Annotated in this window: 13 protein-coding genes and 3 tRNA genes; 7 read left to right on the forward strand and 9 right to left on the reverse strand. The window is 67.4% G+C overall.

Features of this window, described 5'->3' with window-relative positions:
• Positions 1–240 precede the first annotated feature (240 nt).
• Both ACO1P8_RS20575 and ACO1P8_RS20580 read left to right on the forward strand, forming a co-directional pair.
• The gene (locus ACO1P8_RS20575; protein WP_486297730.1) at positions 241–927 is read left to right on the forward strand and encodes a cytochrome c biogenesis CcdA family protein; all 687 of its coding nucleotides are present in this window, start codon (positions 241–243) and stop codon (positions 925–927) included.
• Between the two features lie 95 nt (positions 928–1022).
• Complete coding sequence (locus tag ACO1P8_RS20580; protein WP_486297731.1) at positions 1023–1550, forward strand: thioredoxin family protein; 528 nt, start codon at positions 1023–1025, stop codon at positions 1548–1550.
• 26 nt (positions 1551–1576) lie between these two features.
• Here the strand turns inward: ACO1P8_RS20580 and bioD are convergent, their stop codons facing one another.
• The 4 genes from bioD to bioB form a co-directional block, all read right to left on the reverse strand.
• Entirely contained in the window at positions 1577–2332 is a 756-nt protein-coding gene (gene bioD, locus ACO1P8_RS20585) for a dethiobiotin synthase (RefSeq protein WP_486297732.1), read from the reverse strand.
• A gap of 63 nt (positions 2333–2395) precedes the next feature.
• Positions 2396–3664, reverse strand: coding sequence for an 8-amino-7-oxononanoate synthase (gene bioF / locus ACO1P8_RS20590; protein WP_486297733.1), 1269 nt, complete (start codon positions 3662–3664; stop codon positions 2396–2398).
• Positions 3661–5040: an adenosylmethionine--8-amino-7-oxononanoate transaminase gene (gene bioA / locus ACO1P8_RS20595; protein ID WP_486297734.1), complete on the reverse strand. Its 1380-nt coding sequence runs from the start codon at positions 5038–5040 to the stop codon at positions 3661–3663. The genes bioF and bioA overlap by 4 nt, the downstream gene beginning before the upstream one ends.
• Positions 5028–6044: a biotin synthase BioB gene (gene bioB / locus ACO1P8_RS20600; protein ID WP_486297735.1), complete on the reverse strand. Its 1017-nt coding sequence runs from the start codon at positions 6042–6044 to the stop codon at positions 5028–5030. The genes bioA and bioB overlap by 13 nt, the downstream gene beginning before the upstream one ends.
• A gap of 378 nt (positions 6045–6422) precedes the next feature.
• Here bioB and ACO1P8_RS20605 point away from each other — a divergent pair, with 378 nt between their 5' ends.
• The 4 genes from ACO1P8_RS20605 to ACO1P8_RS20620 all read left to right on the forward strand — a co-directional run bounded on the left by ACO1P8_RS20605 (position 6423) and on the right by ACO1P8_RS20620 (position 10296).
• A complete protein-coding gene (locus tag ACO1P8_RS20605; RefSeq protein WP_486297736.1) occupies positions 6423–7346 on the forward strand; it encodes a LysR substrate-binding domain-containing protein in 924 nt (307 codons plus the stop codon).
• Positions 7347–7517: 171 nt separating this feature from the next.
• A complete protein-coding gene (locus ACO1P8_RS20610; protein ID WP_486297737.1) occupies positions 7518–8543 on the forward strand; it encodes a Bug family tripartite tricarboxylate transporter substrate binding protein in 1026 nt (341 codons plus the stop codon).
• 12 nt (positions 8544–8555) lie between these two features.
• A complete protein-coding gene (locus ACO1P8_RS20615) occupies positions 8556–9836 on the forward strand; it encodes a Rid family hydrolase (RefSeq protein ID WP_486297738.1) in 1281 nt (426 codons plus the stop codon).
• Positions 9837–9993: 157 nt separating this feature from the next.
• Positions 9994–10296, forward strand: coding sequence for a YciI family protein (locus tag ACO1P8_RS20620; protein ID WP_094840251.1), 303 nt, complete (start codon positions 9994–9996; stop codon positions 10294–10296).
• Positions 10297–10663: 367 nt separating this feature from the next.
• On the opposite strand, the gene ACO1P8_RS20625 is transcribed toward ACO1P8_RS20620, so the two are convergent.
• From ACO1P8_RS20625 to ACO1P8_RS20635, 3 genes are all read right to left on the reverse strand, one after another.
• Positions 10664–10740 (reverse strand) — tRNA-Asp (locus ACO1P8_RS20625).
• A gap of 64 nt (positions 10741–10804) precedes the next feature.
• Positions 10805–10880 (reverse strand) — tRNA-Glu (locus ACO1P8_RS20630).
• Positions 10881–10912: 32 nt separating this feature from the next.
• Positions 10913–10988: transfer RNA gene (locus tag ACO1P8_RS20635), tRNA-Ala, on the reverse strand.
• 307 nt (positions 10989–11295) lie between these two features.
• Between ACO1P8_RS20635 and ACO1P8_RS20640 the strand changes: the two genes are divergently transcribed.
• Entirely contained in the window at positions 11296–12303 is a 1008-nt protein-coding gene (locus ACO1P8_RS20640; protein WP_486297768.1) for an aldo/keto reductase, read from the forward strand.
• A 21-nt stretch (positions 12304–12324) separates the two neighbouring features.
• Here the strand turns inward: ACO1P8_RS20640 and lnt are convergent, their stop codons facing one another.
• Both lnt and ACO1P8_RS20650 read right to left on the reverse strand, forming a co-directional pair.
• Complete coding sequence (lnt, locus tag ACO1P8_RS20645; RefSeq protein WP_486297739.1) at positions 12325–13953, reverse strand: apolipoprotein N-acyltransferase; 1629 nt, start codon at positions 13951–13953, stop codon at positions 12325–12327.
• Entirely contained in the window at positions 13950–14843 is an 894-nt protein-coding gene (locus ACO1P8_RS20650) for an HlyC/CorC family transporter (protein WP_486297740.1), read from the reverse strand. Before ACO1P8_RS20650 ends, lnt begins: the two co-directional genes overlap by 4 nt.
• Positions 14844–14914: the final 71 nt, after the last annotated feature.

Genomic DNA, 14914 nt, shown 5'->3' on the forward strand with positions numbered 1-14914 from the left:
GGCGAGTGGCCCGTGCCGCTTCCGGTCGGGAGCGGCACGGGCGTTCCGCTGTGTCCGGTACGCGATCTGGTCGTTCCGGCAGCGTCGATGCCCGCTTTATACCGTCCGCGGACGCGCCGTTTGTGTCGTACTGTATATGCCCCGGCGGGGGATACAAAAGCCCAAGAAAATCCCCGGTTGCCGGCATCGCGGCGATACTTTTTCGCGGTGCAATGCGGGCTCTGGAACCGGAGACCCCACATGGACCTGATCGATCCGCCCCTCGCGCTGCTGGCCGGCGTGCTGACCATCGCATCGCCTTGCGTACTGCCGCTGCTGCCGGTGGTGCTGGGCACCTCGGTGGAGCGTTCAGGCCGGCTGCGCCCGCTGTTCATCGTGTCGGGCTTCGTCCTGGCGTTCGCCTCCCTGGGTGTCCTGCTGGGGCTGTTGTCGCAGTCTTCCGGCCACGTGCAGGAGGCGGTGCGTTCGGCGTCGACCGTGCTGCTGGCGCTGTTCGGGCTGGCCCGCCTCTGGCCGCGCCCTTATGACTGGCTGATGGCGCGGATCAACGGCCCGCTGCAGCGCGTGGCCGCGCTGGGCGGTACGGGCAGCGGTAACGCCGGCGGCTTTCTGCTGGGCGTGTCGCTGGGGGCGGTGTGGACGCCCTGCGCCGGTCCGGTGCTGGCGTCCATCCTGGTGTTGGCCGCGCGCGCCCAGGATATCGGCCATTCGAGTTTCCTGCTGCTGCTCTACGCAGTGGGCGCGGGAATTCCCATGCTGGCGATCGCCTATGGCGGCAAGTTCGTCGTGGGGCGGGTAGGCCGTATCGCCCGCCACGCCGCCGGCCTGCAGCGCGCCTTCGGCGTCCTGCTCATTCTGACGGCGGTGGCCATCCATTTCCAATACGACGTCCTGGCCTATGCCTGGATCACGGGCTTGTTCCAATGATGCCTCGTGCGGAGTCGGGAACTTCCGGTTTCACCGAAGATCCATGCGCCGCGCCGCGGGGTACCGGTTTTTCTTTCTGTCTTGAAGGAGACAACATGCTGGCCACACTGAAAAAACTCGCCGCTGCCGCCGTCGTCGCGCTTTGCGCGCTGCCCCTGCCGTCCATGGCGCAGGCCGCACCGCCGGTCCAGGCGCCCGGATTCACCGGCATCGAAAAGTGGCTGAACAGCCCGCCGCTGGACTTGGCCTCGTTGCGGGGCAAGGTCGTGCTGGTCGATTTCTGGACCTATACCTGCATCAATTGCATCCACACACTGCCCTACGTGAAGACATGGCACCAGAAGTACAAGGACTCGGGCCTGGTGGTGGTCGGCGTCCATACGCCCGAGTTTCCCTTCGAACGCTCCACGCGGAATGTCGAGGATGCCATCAAGCGCTTCGGCATCGCGTATCCGGTGGCCCAGGACAACCAGTACGCCACCTGGGATGCCTATCGCAATCGCTACTGGCCCGCGTTCTACCTGATCGACAAGCAGGGCAGGATTGTCTACACGCATTTCGGCGAAGGCCGCTACAAAGAGACGGAAGCCATGATCCAGCAGGCCCTGGCCGAAGCGGGTTGATGCACGCGCCGCGCCGACGGGCGGCGTTATGGCGGCAGGCGTTCCCAAGCGGCGACCAGCGCGCGGACGTCCAGCCATCCGGCCGCGTGTTCGCCCGTCGCGTCCCGCAGGCGCGGTATCTCGCCCAGCAGCGCGGCACCGTGGCGCCGCGCAAGACGCTCGCGCAGCGTGGCGGCATTTTGGGCCGCCAGGCGCATGTCGGGGTCGATGGTGTTGGCGATCCATCCCGCGATGCGCAGGCCGCATGCCGCGATCGCTTCCGCGGTCAGCAGGGCATGGCTCAGGCAGCCCAGGCGCATGCCGACCACCAGGATGACGGGCAGGTCCAGGGCCTGGGCGAGGTGGCCGGTGTCCAGGTCATCGTCCAGCGGCACCCGAAAGCCGCCCACGCCCTCGACGAGGGTGATGTCGGCTTGCGCGGCGATGTCGCGGTGGCAGCGGACGATGTGGGCGATATCCAGTGCGACGCCTTCGCGCGCGGCGACCAGATGCGGCGCGGCGGGCTCGCGCAGCAGGAACGGCGTGGATAGCGCGCGCGGCACCGGCACGGTCGCACAGGCGGCCAGGGCCTCGGCGTCCTCGTTGCGCCAGACGCCCTCGGCATCCGGGGCGGCACCGGCCGCGATGGGCTTCATGGCGGCCGTGGATAGGCCGCGTGCGGCGAATGCGCGCAGCAGGCCGCAGCTGGCCAGCGTCTTGCCGATCTCGGTGTCGGTGCCGGCAATGAAGTACGAGTGGCGAACCGCCGGGACGTCCGGCGGGCGGGCATGGCGAGGTCTCATCGGGGCGTGGAATACAGGTGGTGTGGGTGGCCGGTCGCGTTAACAGGCGTCATCGCATGCGTTTCATCGTGACGCGGGACAAACGTGGCGTGGGGTGCCCGCCGTGTGGAAAACGGACGCCATGGCCTGCGCCAGGCGCTCGAGGTCGCCGGCTTCATGGGCCGCCGATAACGAGAGCCGCAGCCGCGCGGTGCCCGCCGGCACGGTCGGCGGCCTGACCGCCGGGATCCAGAAGCCCTGTCCGAGCAAAGCGTCGGCCACGGACAGCGCGGTCTCGTTTTCGCCCACAACGATGGGCTGGATGGCCGTGCCGGACAGCGGTGACAGCGGGAGCGCAGCGGCGGACGACGCGGCCGAGGACGGGTCGGGATGGCCCGCCGCCATGCGCCCGACCATTGTCCGCACGGTCTCGATGTGTTCGCGCAGGCGTGCCCGGCGCGCCCGTCCTTCCGGCCCGCGCATCAGCCCCACGCTGGCAGTCGCCGCATGGGCCAGGGCGGGTGCGGCGGCAGTGGTGAAGATGTAGGTGCGCGCCCGCTGTATCAGCCATTCGATCACGATGGATTCCGCGACGACGAAGGCGCCCGCCACGCCCGCCGCCTTGCCCAGCGTGCCCATATAGACCAGCAGCGGCGAACGCAATCCCAGGGCGGCGATGGTGCCGGCGCCGTCGTCGCCCTGGACGCCGAAGCCGTGCGCATCGTCCACCACCAGCCATGCCTGGTGCCGTTCCGCCAACGCGGCCAGGTCGGCCAGCGGCGCGATGTCGCCGTCCATGCTGAACACGGCGTCCGTCACGATGATCTTCACGCCGCTGCCGCGATCTTCTTCCAGCATCGCCGCCAGGGCGGCGGCGTCCGCGTGTGGGTAGACGCGCACCCGGGCACGCGACAAGCGTGCGCCGTCGATCAGCGAGGCGTGGTTCAACGCGTCCGAATACAGGGTCGCGCCGCGTTCGCCCAGCGTGGTCAGGATGGCCAGGTTGGCCATATAGCCGGTGGAAAATGACAGCGCGCGCGGGTCGCGCGCGAAACCGCCCGCGTACTCGGCCAGGACATCCTCCAGCAGCACGTGCGCGCGGGAATGGCCGCCCAGCAGATGCGATCCGCCGCTGCCCGCGCCGTAGCGGCGCGCGCCCTGCGCGATCGCATCGATCAGCGCGGGGTGAGTCGCCAATCCCAGGTAATCGTTGCTGGCGAAAGCCACCACGTCCCGGCCGTCGATACGGATGCGCGGCGCGCAGGGGCTGTCCGCGATGCGGCGCCGGCGGGTCAGGGCCTGGGATGCGCGCTCCGCCAGGCCCGCTTGCAGTGCCTCGAAGGGAGAGGTCATGGGTGTCCTCCACGATCGTTCAGTGTGCGCTCCAGCGCGTCGATGGCGGACGCTGCCAGCAGGGCGATCTCGTCGTCGTCCAGTATGTAGGGCGGCATCAGGTAGACCGTGCGGCCGATGGGGCGCAGCAGCACGCCGGCCGCCAATGCATGGGCGGCGTAGCGCCGCGCGAAGTCTTGCCGCTCCTGGCCCTCGACAACGGCATCGAAGGCCAGGATGGTGCCGCATCGCCGCAGGTGCCGTACGCGCGGATGCGCGGAAAGCCCGTCCAAAGCGGTCGCCAGGGCATCGAAGCGGGCCTGGTTGGCGCTCAGCACATCGCGCGTGTCGAACAGATCCAGCGTGGCGAGCGCGGCGCGGCAGGCCAGCGGATTCCCGGTGTATGAGTGGGAATGCAGGAAGCCGCGCGCCAGATCGTCGTCATAGAAGGCGTCATGGATGGCGTCGCGCGATAGCACCACCGACAGGGGCAGGTAGCCGCCGCTGATTCCTTTGGACAGGCACAGCAGGTCGGGCCGTATTCCGGCCTGTTCGTGCGCGAAGAACGTGCCGGTGCGGCCGAAGCCCACCGCGATTTCGTCGGCGATCAAATGCACGTCGTGCCGATCGCACAGCGCGCGCAAGCCGCGCAGATAAGCGGCGTCGTGCATCGCCATACCCGCGGCGCACTGCACCAGCGGCTCGACGATGATGGCGGCGATGGATGCGCCGCGCGCCTCGAACAGCGTGGCGACGTCTTCCAGGGCGAGCGCGGCCGCGTCGCCCGCGTCCGTGCCGGGCAGCGCCAGGCGCGCATCCGGCGAGGCCACCCGGTGCGTCTGGCGCAGCAAGGGCCCGTATGCGTCCCGAAACAATGCGACGTCGGTTACGCCCAGCGCGCCCAGGGTTTCGCCGTGATAGCCCTGCTCCACGCAGACGAACTCGCGCTTGGCGGGCCGGCCGCAATTGCGCCAGAAGTGGAAGCTCATCTTCAAGGCGATTTCCACCGCCGACGCCCCGTCGGACGCGAAGAATGCGTGTCCCAGCCCGCCCGCCGTGCGCGCCGATAGCCGTTCGGCCAGTTCCACCGCCGGCTCGTGCGTGCAGCCGGCCAGCATGGCGTGCTCCAGCGTGCCCAGTTGATCGATCAGCGCGCTATTGATGGCCGGATGCGCGTGGCCGAAAAGATTCACCCACCATGAACTGATGCCATCCAGATAGCGGCGGCCTTCGGTGTCGTACAGCCATGCGCCCTGGGCGCGTGCGATCGGCAACAGGGGGATGCGCTCGTGGTGCTTCATCTGCGTGCAGGGATGCCAGACGGCGCGCAGGCTGCGCGCCACGGCGTCGCCTACCGGTCCGGCGGCGGCCTTTCCGGGCGGGTTCACGCCGCGCATACGGCATCTCCGGTACGCATGCCCAGCCGCGCCAGCAGCTTGCGGTCCGCGTCCGCGCGCGGATTCGCCGTCGTCAGCAATACTTCGCCGTAGAAGATCGAGTTGGCGCCGGCCAGGAAGCACAGGGCCTGCGTCGCATCGTCCATATGCTCGCGCCCCGCCGATAGCCGGACCATCGCGCGCGGCATGGCGATACGCGCTACCGCGACGGTGCGCACGAATTCGAACGGATCCAGCGGTGCGGTGCCGTAGAGCGGCGTACCTGCCACCTGCATCAGGTTATTGATCGGCACCGACTCCGGATAGGGATCCAGATTGGCCAGTTGCGCGATCAGCCCCGCGCGGGCGCGGCGGTCTTCGCCCATGCCGACGATACCCCCGCAGCACACCTTGATACCGGCCTCGCGCACGCGCCGCAGCGTATCGAGCCGGTCCTGGTAGGTGCGGGTCGTGATGACCTTGCCGTAGAACTCGGGCGACGTGTCCAGGTTGTGGTTGTAGTAGTCGAGCCCGGCGTCGGCCAGCTGGCGCGCATGCGCGTCGTCCAGCATGCCCAGCGTCACGCATGTTTCCAGGCCCAGGGCCTTGACCTCGGTGATCATCCGCGCCACGGCCGCCACCTGCCTGGGCTTGGGCGAGCGCCATGCGGCGCCCATGCAGAAGCGGCGCGCCCCGGCGGCCTGCGCGGCGCGAGCCGCGGCAAGCACCTCTTCCAGAGGCATCAAGGGCTGCGGCGCCAGGCCGCTGTCATGGCGCGAGGACTGCGAGCAGTAGCCGCAGTCCTCCGGACAGCCGCCGGTCTTGATCGACAGCAGGCTGGATAGCTGGACTTCCGCCTCGTCGAAGTGCGCCGCATGCGTCGCCTGCGCGCGCCGCATCAGGGTGGGGAAGGGCAGCGCGTACAGGGCCGCGATGGCGTCGACGGTCCACGCCGCCGGCGACGCCCCCTCGCGTGGCGCTTCGCCGGCGGCGACGGGGGAGGGAAGAGTCTGGGTCTGCGGCATGCGGTCTCCGGCGGTCGGGTTGAAAACGGCCGGATCGTAGGAACGCGTCCATCACCATGCAATGGCCAGAATTCGATGACATAAGCCGCATGTTGCTAACAACCCCACGAAGTTGCCAGAAGTTGGGGGTGCGCCATGTCTATCCTGCGGCCTACGTCGAATGGCGCGGATCGGCCGATTTCTGGTTTCAAAACGTTTCAGCGCAAGCGGGCCGCGGGCGCGTGGCTTCCTGGCGCCGCCGCGAGGAATCCGGCGCGACTGGGGAAATCAGCGGTTGGCCTGCCCCGCCGCGGTGCATCCGGCGCACCGGTAGGTAAGCGCAAAACTGGCGCGCATATTGCTTTCAGTTGTGCATGGATATCGCAACGGATGGCCGGGATGTTGAACCTGAATGAATTCACCACCTTCGTGACGATCGCGGAGGCGGGCAGCTTTTCGTCGGGCGCGGAGCGCCTGGGCATATCGCGCCCGCTCGCCACCAAGCACGTCGCCGACCTGGAACACGCGTTGGGTGTGAAGCTCATGCACCGCAGTACGCGCAAGATCGGCCTGACCGCCGCGGGCAATCTGTTCTTCGAGCGTTGCAAGCGCCTGATGTCCGACGCGCAGCATGCCGTGCGCGAAGTGGAGCAATTCCGGTGCGCCCCAGGCGGGCATGTCAAGGTGAGCGCAGCCATCGCGTTCGGACGCCTGCATCTGGTCCCCGTCATCACACGCTTCCTGGCGCGGTATCCGGACATCACGGTCGAACTGCACCTGACCGACAAGTTCGCGGACCTGATCACGGGCGGCGAAGACGTGGTCATCCGCACCGCGCAGCAGCCCCGCCTGCTGTCCCTGGTCGCGCGGCCGCTGGTTCCATGGCGCTTCGTGCTGTGCGCCGCGCCATCGTATCTGGAGCGCAATCCCGCGCCTCTCGTGCCGTCCGATCTTGCGCGTCACAACTGCATCTTGTATTGCTCCAACGCCCAGGGGGAGTGGACCTTTCGGCATCCCAAGGGGGAAGAAACCGTGCGCGTCAAAGGCAATTTCAAGGCCAATAACGCCGACGGCGTCCTCCAGGCCACGCTGGCCGGCCTGGGCGTGGCGGCCATCACCACCATGGCGGCCGCCGACGAGATCCGCGCCGGCCGGCTGGTCCGGCTGCTGCCCGGCTACGTGCTGCCCGAGGGCATCATGTACGCGTCCTATCTGCCCAATCCGACCATGGCCAACTGTGTGCAGACCTTCGTGCGTTTCCTCGAATCCGCCTTCGCGCAGGGGCCTTATTGGGAGCACGACCTGCCCTTCGTCCGCCTCTGACGCGAGCGAAGGGCATCCCGCCGGGCCGTGTCCTCATCCGCGATGGGGATGCCCGGGCCCCGCGCCCGGATTAGATAAATCCGTTGAATAGTGAGTTTCCCGGGCCTCATTGTTCTTGGCGCCGTGGGGCCGCAACATGCGTACATCGCCGTCCTTCTGCTGGAGTCCGTCATGGAAGCTTTGTTGTCCCGCCGCATGCCGTCCCGCCCCGCGCCTCTGCCGGTGCGGCTTGCTTCGTTCGCCGCGGCGGTGCTTGCCCTGGCCGGCGCTTTGGCCATACCCGCGGCCCGCGCCGCCGACGACTATCCCGCTCGCGCGATCCACATCATCGTGCCGTATTCGGCGGGCGGTTCGTCCGATGCGCCCATGCGCGTCATCGCCCAGCAGATGGCGCAGCAGATGGGCCAGGCCATCGTGATCGAAAACAAACCCGGCCAGGGCGCGATGATCGGCGCCGAATATGTCGCGCGCGCCGCGCCGGACGGCTATACGCTATTGCTGGCCTCCAATCCGCAGGCGATCAGCGCAACCCTGTACAGCCGTTTGACCTTCGACCCAGTCGCCGATTTCGCCCCCATATCGCTGTTCGGCCGCGAGCCCAGCGTACTGGTGGTAAACCCCAAGATGCCTGTGCGCAGCATCGCGGAATTTATCGATTACGTGAAGGCGCGCCCCGGCAAGATCGACTATGCGTCGTCCGGCAACGGCAGCGCCCAGCATTTGTTCACCGCCATGTTCCTGTCGGCGGCGGGGCTGCAGATGATGCACATTCCCTATCGCGGCAGCGCGCAGGCCGTGACCGACGTGGTGGCCGGCCAGGTCCCGGTCGCCATGCCGGGCCTGGCCGCGATGATGCCGCACATCCGCGAAAAGCGCCTGATTCCGTTGGCGGTCACGGGCGACCGGCGTTCGCCCTTGCTGCCGGACGTGCCCACCCTGGCGGAATCGGGTTTCCCGGGGTTTTCCGCTTATGTATGGTCCGGACTGGTGGCGCCGAAGGGAACGTCCCCGGCCATCATCGATCGCCTGAATCGCGAACTGAAGAAAGCGATGGCGTCGGACGCCGTCAAAACCTACATGGATAATGCGTCGGTCGAAATCGTCACGGATACACCCGCCGAATTCCAGGCATTTTTTCAGCAAGAGAAGCAGCGCGCCGCCAAGGCGATCAAGGATGCCGGCCTGAAGATAGATTGATACGGAGACAGCATGACGTTCCAACGCTACGGCGTCCGCCGCTACGGCAACGGCGACATCATTCACGTGCCGTTCGTGCGCGCCGGCAATTGGGTCTTCGGCACCGGCCTGCGCGCCGTCCTTCCCAATGGCCTCGCCGACCCCGGCGTCCTGCGCACCGACCATCCGCTGGGCCGGCCGCCCCAGGCACAGCGCGAAGCGCAGGCCATCTTCGACGCCATGCGCCTGCACCTGCAGGAGGCGGGAAGCGGCATGGACCGCGTGGCGCGCCTGGATCAGTACTATCCCGATGCAGGCTATGTCGATCCCTATCACGTCGCGCGCAAGCAGGCCTTGGCGGGGCAGGTCGCGCCCAGCACCTCGGTCATCGTCGATGGCTTGCTGAACCTGGACGTGTCCATGGACGTGCAGGTCATGGCGGCCACGGCCGCCAGCGGCTACGCCGCGCAAGTCGCCGGCACCGGTCAACTGAACGTGCCGCGGACCTCCGGCTACGCGCCATGCCTGCGCATGGGCGACATGATTTTCGTCGCGGGCCAACTGGCCCGCGACGGCAGCGGGAACATCGCGGCGGAAGCCCGGGTGCCGGACGGCCAGATGTGGAACGGCACGAGGATCAAGCTGGAAACCGACTACCTGGTGGGCAAGCGCCTGGTGCCGGCGCTGGAGGCATCGGGCAGCCGGCTGGACCTCGTGCTCAAGGCCCAGGTCTATCTCAGCCATGACGAGGACCTGGCCGCCTTCTGGCAATCCTGGTCCCGTGCCTTCGGCGGACGCGTGCCGCCCACCACCGTCGTGCCGGTGCGTCATCCGGCCTTCGGTACCCGCGATGCGACGATCGAGATCAATCTGGTGGCCGCGCATGCCTCCGCGGCCGGCCGCGTCCGCGATATCGACTGCGATGTTTCCCTGATCGCGCCGGACATGCTGCCGGCCCGCGTGTTCGATGGCGTGCTGTTCGTCGCCGGCCTGATGGCTGTCGAGGACGGTGGCCTTTGCCCAGGGGCGCGCCTGCAACCCGGCGCGCCTTACTATGGCGACCCGGTCCAAGCGCAGGCGGCCGATATCCTGGAAAAGGCCCAGGTCATCTTCGCCGCCGCCGGCACCGACCTGGGCCGCGTCGTCCGGGCCCTGCATTTCCATACCGACCTGAAGGACTTCCGCCGAAGCTACATGGCCTGGGACCCGTCCCTGCGGCGCGCCGGCCTGCCGTTCAGCGCCATGCAGGTGGCCGACCGCCTATTCCTGCCCGGCGCGGCGGTCATCATGGACTTGTGGGGGTATGTGCCCTGATGGCGCCGGCCTCTTGCAGGCCTCATGCAGGTTATCTTGCGGGTATCTTGCAGGTGCCACGCGATTGCCGTCCAGTGCCCTATGATGCATTCCGGACGGACGGGCGCCGCGTGGCAGCCTTCTTCCGGCCGCATCGCAAATTCCTGGAGACTCCATCGTGCTGTATGCCATACACCTGCTCGACAAGCCCGGCGTCGCGGACATCCGTACCCGGGTACGTCCCGAACACCGCGCGTATCTGGCCACCAAGGCGGACCACATGGCCTTCGCCGGCCCATTGTTGGCGGACGACGGCCAAACCATGATCGGCAGCCTGCTGGTCATCGATTTCCCCTCCCGGCAGGCGGCGGAGGAATGGTTGAAAGACGAGCCGTTCACGCGGCACGGCGTGTACGGCTCCACGGCGATCCACGCCTTCGCCAATCTGTGGCCGCAGAAGGTGGGCTTTCCAGCTGCCTGATGTCGGGTCGGGCCGACGTTCACCGGCCGTCGGCCCGCCGCGTTGCCGCCCCAGGGCGTTGTCGATCTGGCCGAGATACCGCGTATCGAGCTATCACGCATCGGCTACGTCGCGGGGCACGCTTACTCGTTTGAGATAAGTCGCGTAATCAACGTCGAGTGCAACGATGACTTGGTGTTTGGTGTCGCCCCTCGGCTGGCTGGGCACAATCCCCTGCACTGATCGGCGGGAATTTGGTGGGCCTGGGACTATCCTGCCCGTTTTAGGCATCCAAAGATGCGTCCATGTTGGCAGGCAGAAAAGCAAAAAGCCCTGATTTCTCAGGGCTTTCAGCATGACCGTTGTTGTCAACAACGTTCTGGAATTCTGGCGGAGCGGACGGGGCTCGAACCCGCGACCCCCGGCGTGACAGGCCGGTATTCTAACCAACTGAACTACCGCTCCGCAGCGGTGTATTCGCACAGTATCGCGAACGACGCTGAACCTACAACCTTGCCAGCATTTAAACTGGCGTCCCCTAGGGGATTCGAACCCCTGTACTCACCGTGAAAGGGTGATGTCCTAGGCCTCTAGACGAAGGGGACCTTGAACTGACTACAGCAACTTCGCTTTCGACTGGTGGAGGTAAGCGGGATCGAACCGCTGACCTCTTGCATGCCATGCAAGCGCTCTCCCAGCTGAGCTATACCCCCGTGTACTTCTGGCCGAAACTTCCGACGAAATACGAGGCAAAAATCCTGCAAAATCAGCGCTTGGGGTTACAGCATGACTGTTCGCTGCGACTGTTCTTGCCGGCTTTTTGTCTGTGCCGTTGGCGAAGAAACGAGATTATGCACGACTTTTTTTGGGCGTGCAAGTTGGGCGCATGACTCCCGTGGGCATGGCATATGCCGACGCGGCGAGGCGCCGAATACCGCCCGTCAGGATGGCGGGAATCTGACAAGGAGGCACCGCATGAGTCCCACTTCTTTCCCGGTTCGACGGCTGGGCCGCACCGACATGGACATTACGCGCGTGGGTTTCGGCGCCTGGGCGATCGGCGGCCCGGGCTGGGCGGCGGGATGGGGCGCGCAGGACGACGCCGACTCCATCGCCGCCCTGCGCCACGCGGTGGCGCGCGGCATCAACTGGATCGACACGGCCGCCGTGTACGGCCTGGGCCACTCCGAGGAACTGGTCGGCAAGGCGCTCAAGGGTATGGCGCCCAGCCAGCGTCCTTACGTGTTCACCAAATGCGGACTGGTGTGGGACAAGGATCACCCCACCGCGTCACCCCGTCGCGTCGGGGCGGCGCGCAGCCTGCGGACCGAGCTGGAAGCCTCCCTCAGGCGCCTGGGCGTGGAGCGCATCGACCTGTACCAGATGCATTGGCCGGCCAACGACGGCGCGACGGTGGCTGAATACTGGCAGACGCTGCTGGACCTGAAGGCAGAGGGCAAGGTGCGTGCCGTGGGCCTGTCCAATCACAATGCGGCCCAACTGGAGGATGCCGAGCGCCTGGGCCACGTGGATACCTTGCAGCCCCCTTTTTCGGCCATCCGCCGCGATGCGGCCGCCGATTTGCTGCCGTGGTGCGCGGACCACGGGACGGGTGTCATCGTCTATAGCCCGATGCAGTCCGGATTGCTCAGTGGCGGCTTCAGCGAGGACCGCGCCGCCGCGCTGCCCGCCGACGACTGGCGTTCGCGCAACCCGGAGTTCACGGGCGAAAACCTGCGCCGCAATCTGGAACTGGCAGACGTCCTGCGGCGTGTGGCGGCGCGGCACGGCAGTACCGTTGCCGCCACGGCCATCGCGTGGACGCTGGCCTGGCCCGGCGTCACCGGCGCCATCGTGGGCGCGCGGTCGGCAGGACAGGTCGACGGCTGGGTCGGTGCCGCGACCCTGGAGCTGGACGACGACGACATGGCGGAGATCGCCGCCTTCATCGAAACCAGCGGCGTCGGGACCGGGCCTTCATCGCCGCGGCGGCAGGCGGGCGCCGACTTGCCGCTGCGCGAGAAATAAGCCCCGGCCGACCGATGGCCGCTACGCCGCGACGCGCCGCCGCGTGGCCAGAAGAATCAATAGTCCCGCCGCCACCAGCCCGATCATGGTGGTATTGCCGGTGCGGACATAAGGCGTGAAGCCGGTCATGCCCTGCACGGTCGTCCGCAGGGCCGTCATCTGCATGGCGGGCGCCTGTGCCAGCACATGGCCGTGAGGGTCGATCGATACGGTCAGTCCGGTGTTGGTGGCCGCCAGCATCGGCCGCGCCGTTTCCAGGGTGCGCATGCGGCCGATCTGCAGGTGCTGCCGCAATGCCCAGGTATCGCCGAACCATCCCAGGTTGCTGATATTCACCAGGATGGACGCGCCCGGCTCGCCGTTGGCGCCATGCCGTATGGCCGGCAGCAGTTCTTCGCCGAAAAGATCCTCGTAGCAGATGTTCAGGGCCAGTTGTTGCCCGTCGATATCGAAGGGCGGCTGGCGGACGTCGCCCCGGTCGAAATCGCCCAGCGGGATATCGAGCATGCGCACGAACCAATGAAAGCCCGGCGGCACGAATTCGCCCCAGGGCACCAGATGCTGCTTGTCGTAGCGCATGGCCAGCTCGCCGGTGCGCAGCGCTTCCACGGATGTGTTGCCGTCGAAGGCCACCGCGCTGTTCGTGTAGCGGTCGCGGCCGTCGACTACGCGATGCAGCGGCACGCCCATGACGATGGTGGCCTTGCGTTCCTCGGCGATACGGCGCCACAGGTCCCAGGCGCGCGGGTCGAGCTGGTCCTGGAAGACCGGCAGGACGGTTTCGGGCAGGATGATGACCTGCGGCGCCGGAGTGCCGGCCGGGGGCGGCATCGACGCCTGGTTCATATGCTGCAGCAGGCCTTTTTCCATCAGTCCGGCATCGAACTTCTGCGACTGTTCGATATTGCCCTGGACCAGCCGTACCTGCAGCGGCGAGCCGTGCGGCCGGGACCATTCGACCCGCGACAGGCCCCAGCCGGCCAGGGCGGCGACGATGGCCAGCGCGGCGGCCACGCCGTCGCGCGGATCGCGCGGCACGTCGGCCGGCCGCCACAGCGCGGCCAATGCGGCAGCCGCGAAGGCCGCCAGCCAGGCGATGCCGTAGACGCCCACGACCGGCGCCCAGCCGGCGTAGGGGCTATCGACGTGCGCGTAGCCGATATTCAGCCACGGGAAGCCCGTCCACAAAGTGCCGCGCACCCATTCCAGCGCCGTGAACCCGCAGGCGAAGGCCAGGGCGGCGCGCAGCCGGCGCGCCGGCGTGGCGTTGGCCGCGAGCGGGGCCAGCCAGCGTGCCAGGACGCCCCCCGCGGCGGGAAACAGCGCGATGAATCCCGACAGCGCCAGCACGCCGGCCGCTGCCAGCGGCGACGACAGCCCGCCGTAGTCGTGCATGCTGACGTATAGCCAGTAGAGGCCCAGTGCATAACAGGCGAAGTGAAAGATCCAGCCGTCCCGCAAGGCCTGGCGCAATGTCGGCGCGGCCAGCTGGCGGCGCGCCAGGATGGCCAGCATCAGGACCTGTACCAGCGCCAGCGCGCCGTCGGGCAGGGGGTCGGGGGCAAACGTCAGGGCCTGGATGGCGCCGGCCGCGGCCACGCAGGCCATACCCAGCACCCGTGGGTGGCGGCGCGTCGTCGAAGTCGTCATTCTGCGTCGGAGGAAGGCGTCGTCGGGGCGGTGGAAGGCAATCGCTTGACGCGCAGCCACAAGGCGCGCCTGGCGTCGGCGCGTACGACCTCGAAGCGCAGGCCGTGCCGTTCCGCGACGTCGCCGCGGCGCGGGATGCGTCCGAGTTCGCCGCCCAGCCAGCCGCCGATACTGTCGTATTCGTCGTGCGGCAAGGCCAGGTCGAAGGCGTCGTTGAATTTGTCGATATCGGTGGCGGCCTGGACGCGCCACTGGTTCTCGCCTTCGGGGAAGATGGTGGCTTCGTCGTCCTCGTCGAATTCGTCTTCGATGTCGCCGACGATTTCCTCCAGCACGTCTTCCATGCTGACCAGCCCGGCGATGCCCCCGTATTCATCGATCACGATGGCCAGATGGTTGCGGCTCTCGCGGAAATCCCGCAGCAGCACGTTCAGCCGCTTGGATTCCGGGACGAATACCGCCGGCCGGACCAGCGAGCGCAATTCGATGTCCGGCTCCAGCATGCAGCGCAGCAGGTCCTTGGCGAGCAGGATGCCGACGATGTTGTCGCGATCGCCTTCGAATACCGGAAAGCGCGAATGCGCCGTGTCGATGATGACCGACAGCAGGTAGGGCAGCGGCTGGGAGATATCCAGCAGGTCCATGCGGGGCCGCGGCACCATGATGTCGCCGACGGTACGCTCCGAGACGGCAAGCGCGCCCTTGATCATGGCGTAGGACTCGCTGTCCAGCAGCTGGCGTTCGTGGGCGGCCTCGAGTATGGCCTTGATGCCTTCCCGGTCCTCGGGTTCGCGTCGAACCAGGGACAGCAGGCGGTCTAGCAGGGATTTGTTGGCGGGCTTGGCCTGACGCGGGTGATCCGCGTCGTTCGCAGGGTAAGGGTCGGGCATCGTCCAGAGGACAAGTTACAAAAAAACCAGCATAACCGATGTTGTGCGGCGCTTTTGTAACGCCGCGGGCG

Source organism: Bordetella sp., from assembly GCF_057362025.1.

Coding starts and splice junctions, on each gene's coding strand:
- ACO1P8_RS20575 (WP_486297730.1), top strand. CDS start 241: ATGGACCTGATCGATCCGCCCCTCGCGCTGCTGGCCGGCGTGCTGACC.
- ACO1P8_RS20580 (WP_486297731.1), top strand. CDS start 1,023: ATGCTGGCCACACTGAAAAAACTCGCCGCTGCCGCCGTCGTCGCGCTT.
- bioD (WP_486297732.1), bottom strand. CDS start 2,332: ATGAGACCTCGCCATGCCCGCCCGCCGGACGTCCCGGCGGTTCGCCAC.
- bioF (WP_486297733.1), bottom strand. CDS start 3,664: ATGACCTCTCCCTTCGAGGCACTGCAAGCGGGCCTGGCGGAGCGCGCA.
- bioA (WP_486297734.1), bottom strand. CDS start 5,040: ATGCGCGGCGTGAACCCGCCCGGAAAGGCCGCCGCCGGACCGGTAGGC.
- bioB (WP_486297735.1), bottom strand. CDS start 6,044: ATGCCGCAGACCCAGACTCTTCCCTCCCCCGTCGCCGCCGGCGAAGCG.
- ACO1P8_RS20605 (WP_486297736.1), top strand. CDS start 6,423: ATGTTGAACCTGAATGAATTCACCACCTTCGTGACGATCGCGGAGGCG.
- ACO1P8_RS20610 (WP_486297737.1), top strand. CDS start 7,518: ATGGAAGCTTTGTTGTCCCGCCGCATGCCGTCCCGCCCCGCGCCTCTG.
- ACO1P8_RS20615 (WP_486297738.1), top strand. CDS start 8,556: ATGACGTTCCAACGCTACGGCGTCCGCCGCTACGGCAACGGCGACATC.
- ACO1P8_RS20640 (WP_486297768.1), top strand. CDS start 11,296: ATGGACATTACGCGCGTGGGTTTCGGCGCCTGGGCGATCGGCGGCCCG.
- lnt (WP_486297739.1), bottom strand. CDS start 13,953: ATGACGACTTCGACGACGCGCCGCCACCCACGGGTGCTGGGTATGGCC.
- ACO1P8_RS20650 (WP_486297740.1), bottom strand. CDS start 14,843: ATGCCCGACCCTTACCCTGCGAACGACGCGGATCACCCGCGTCAGGCC.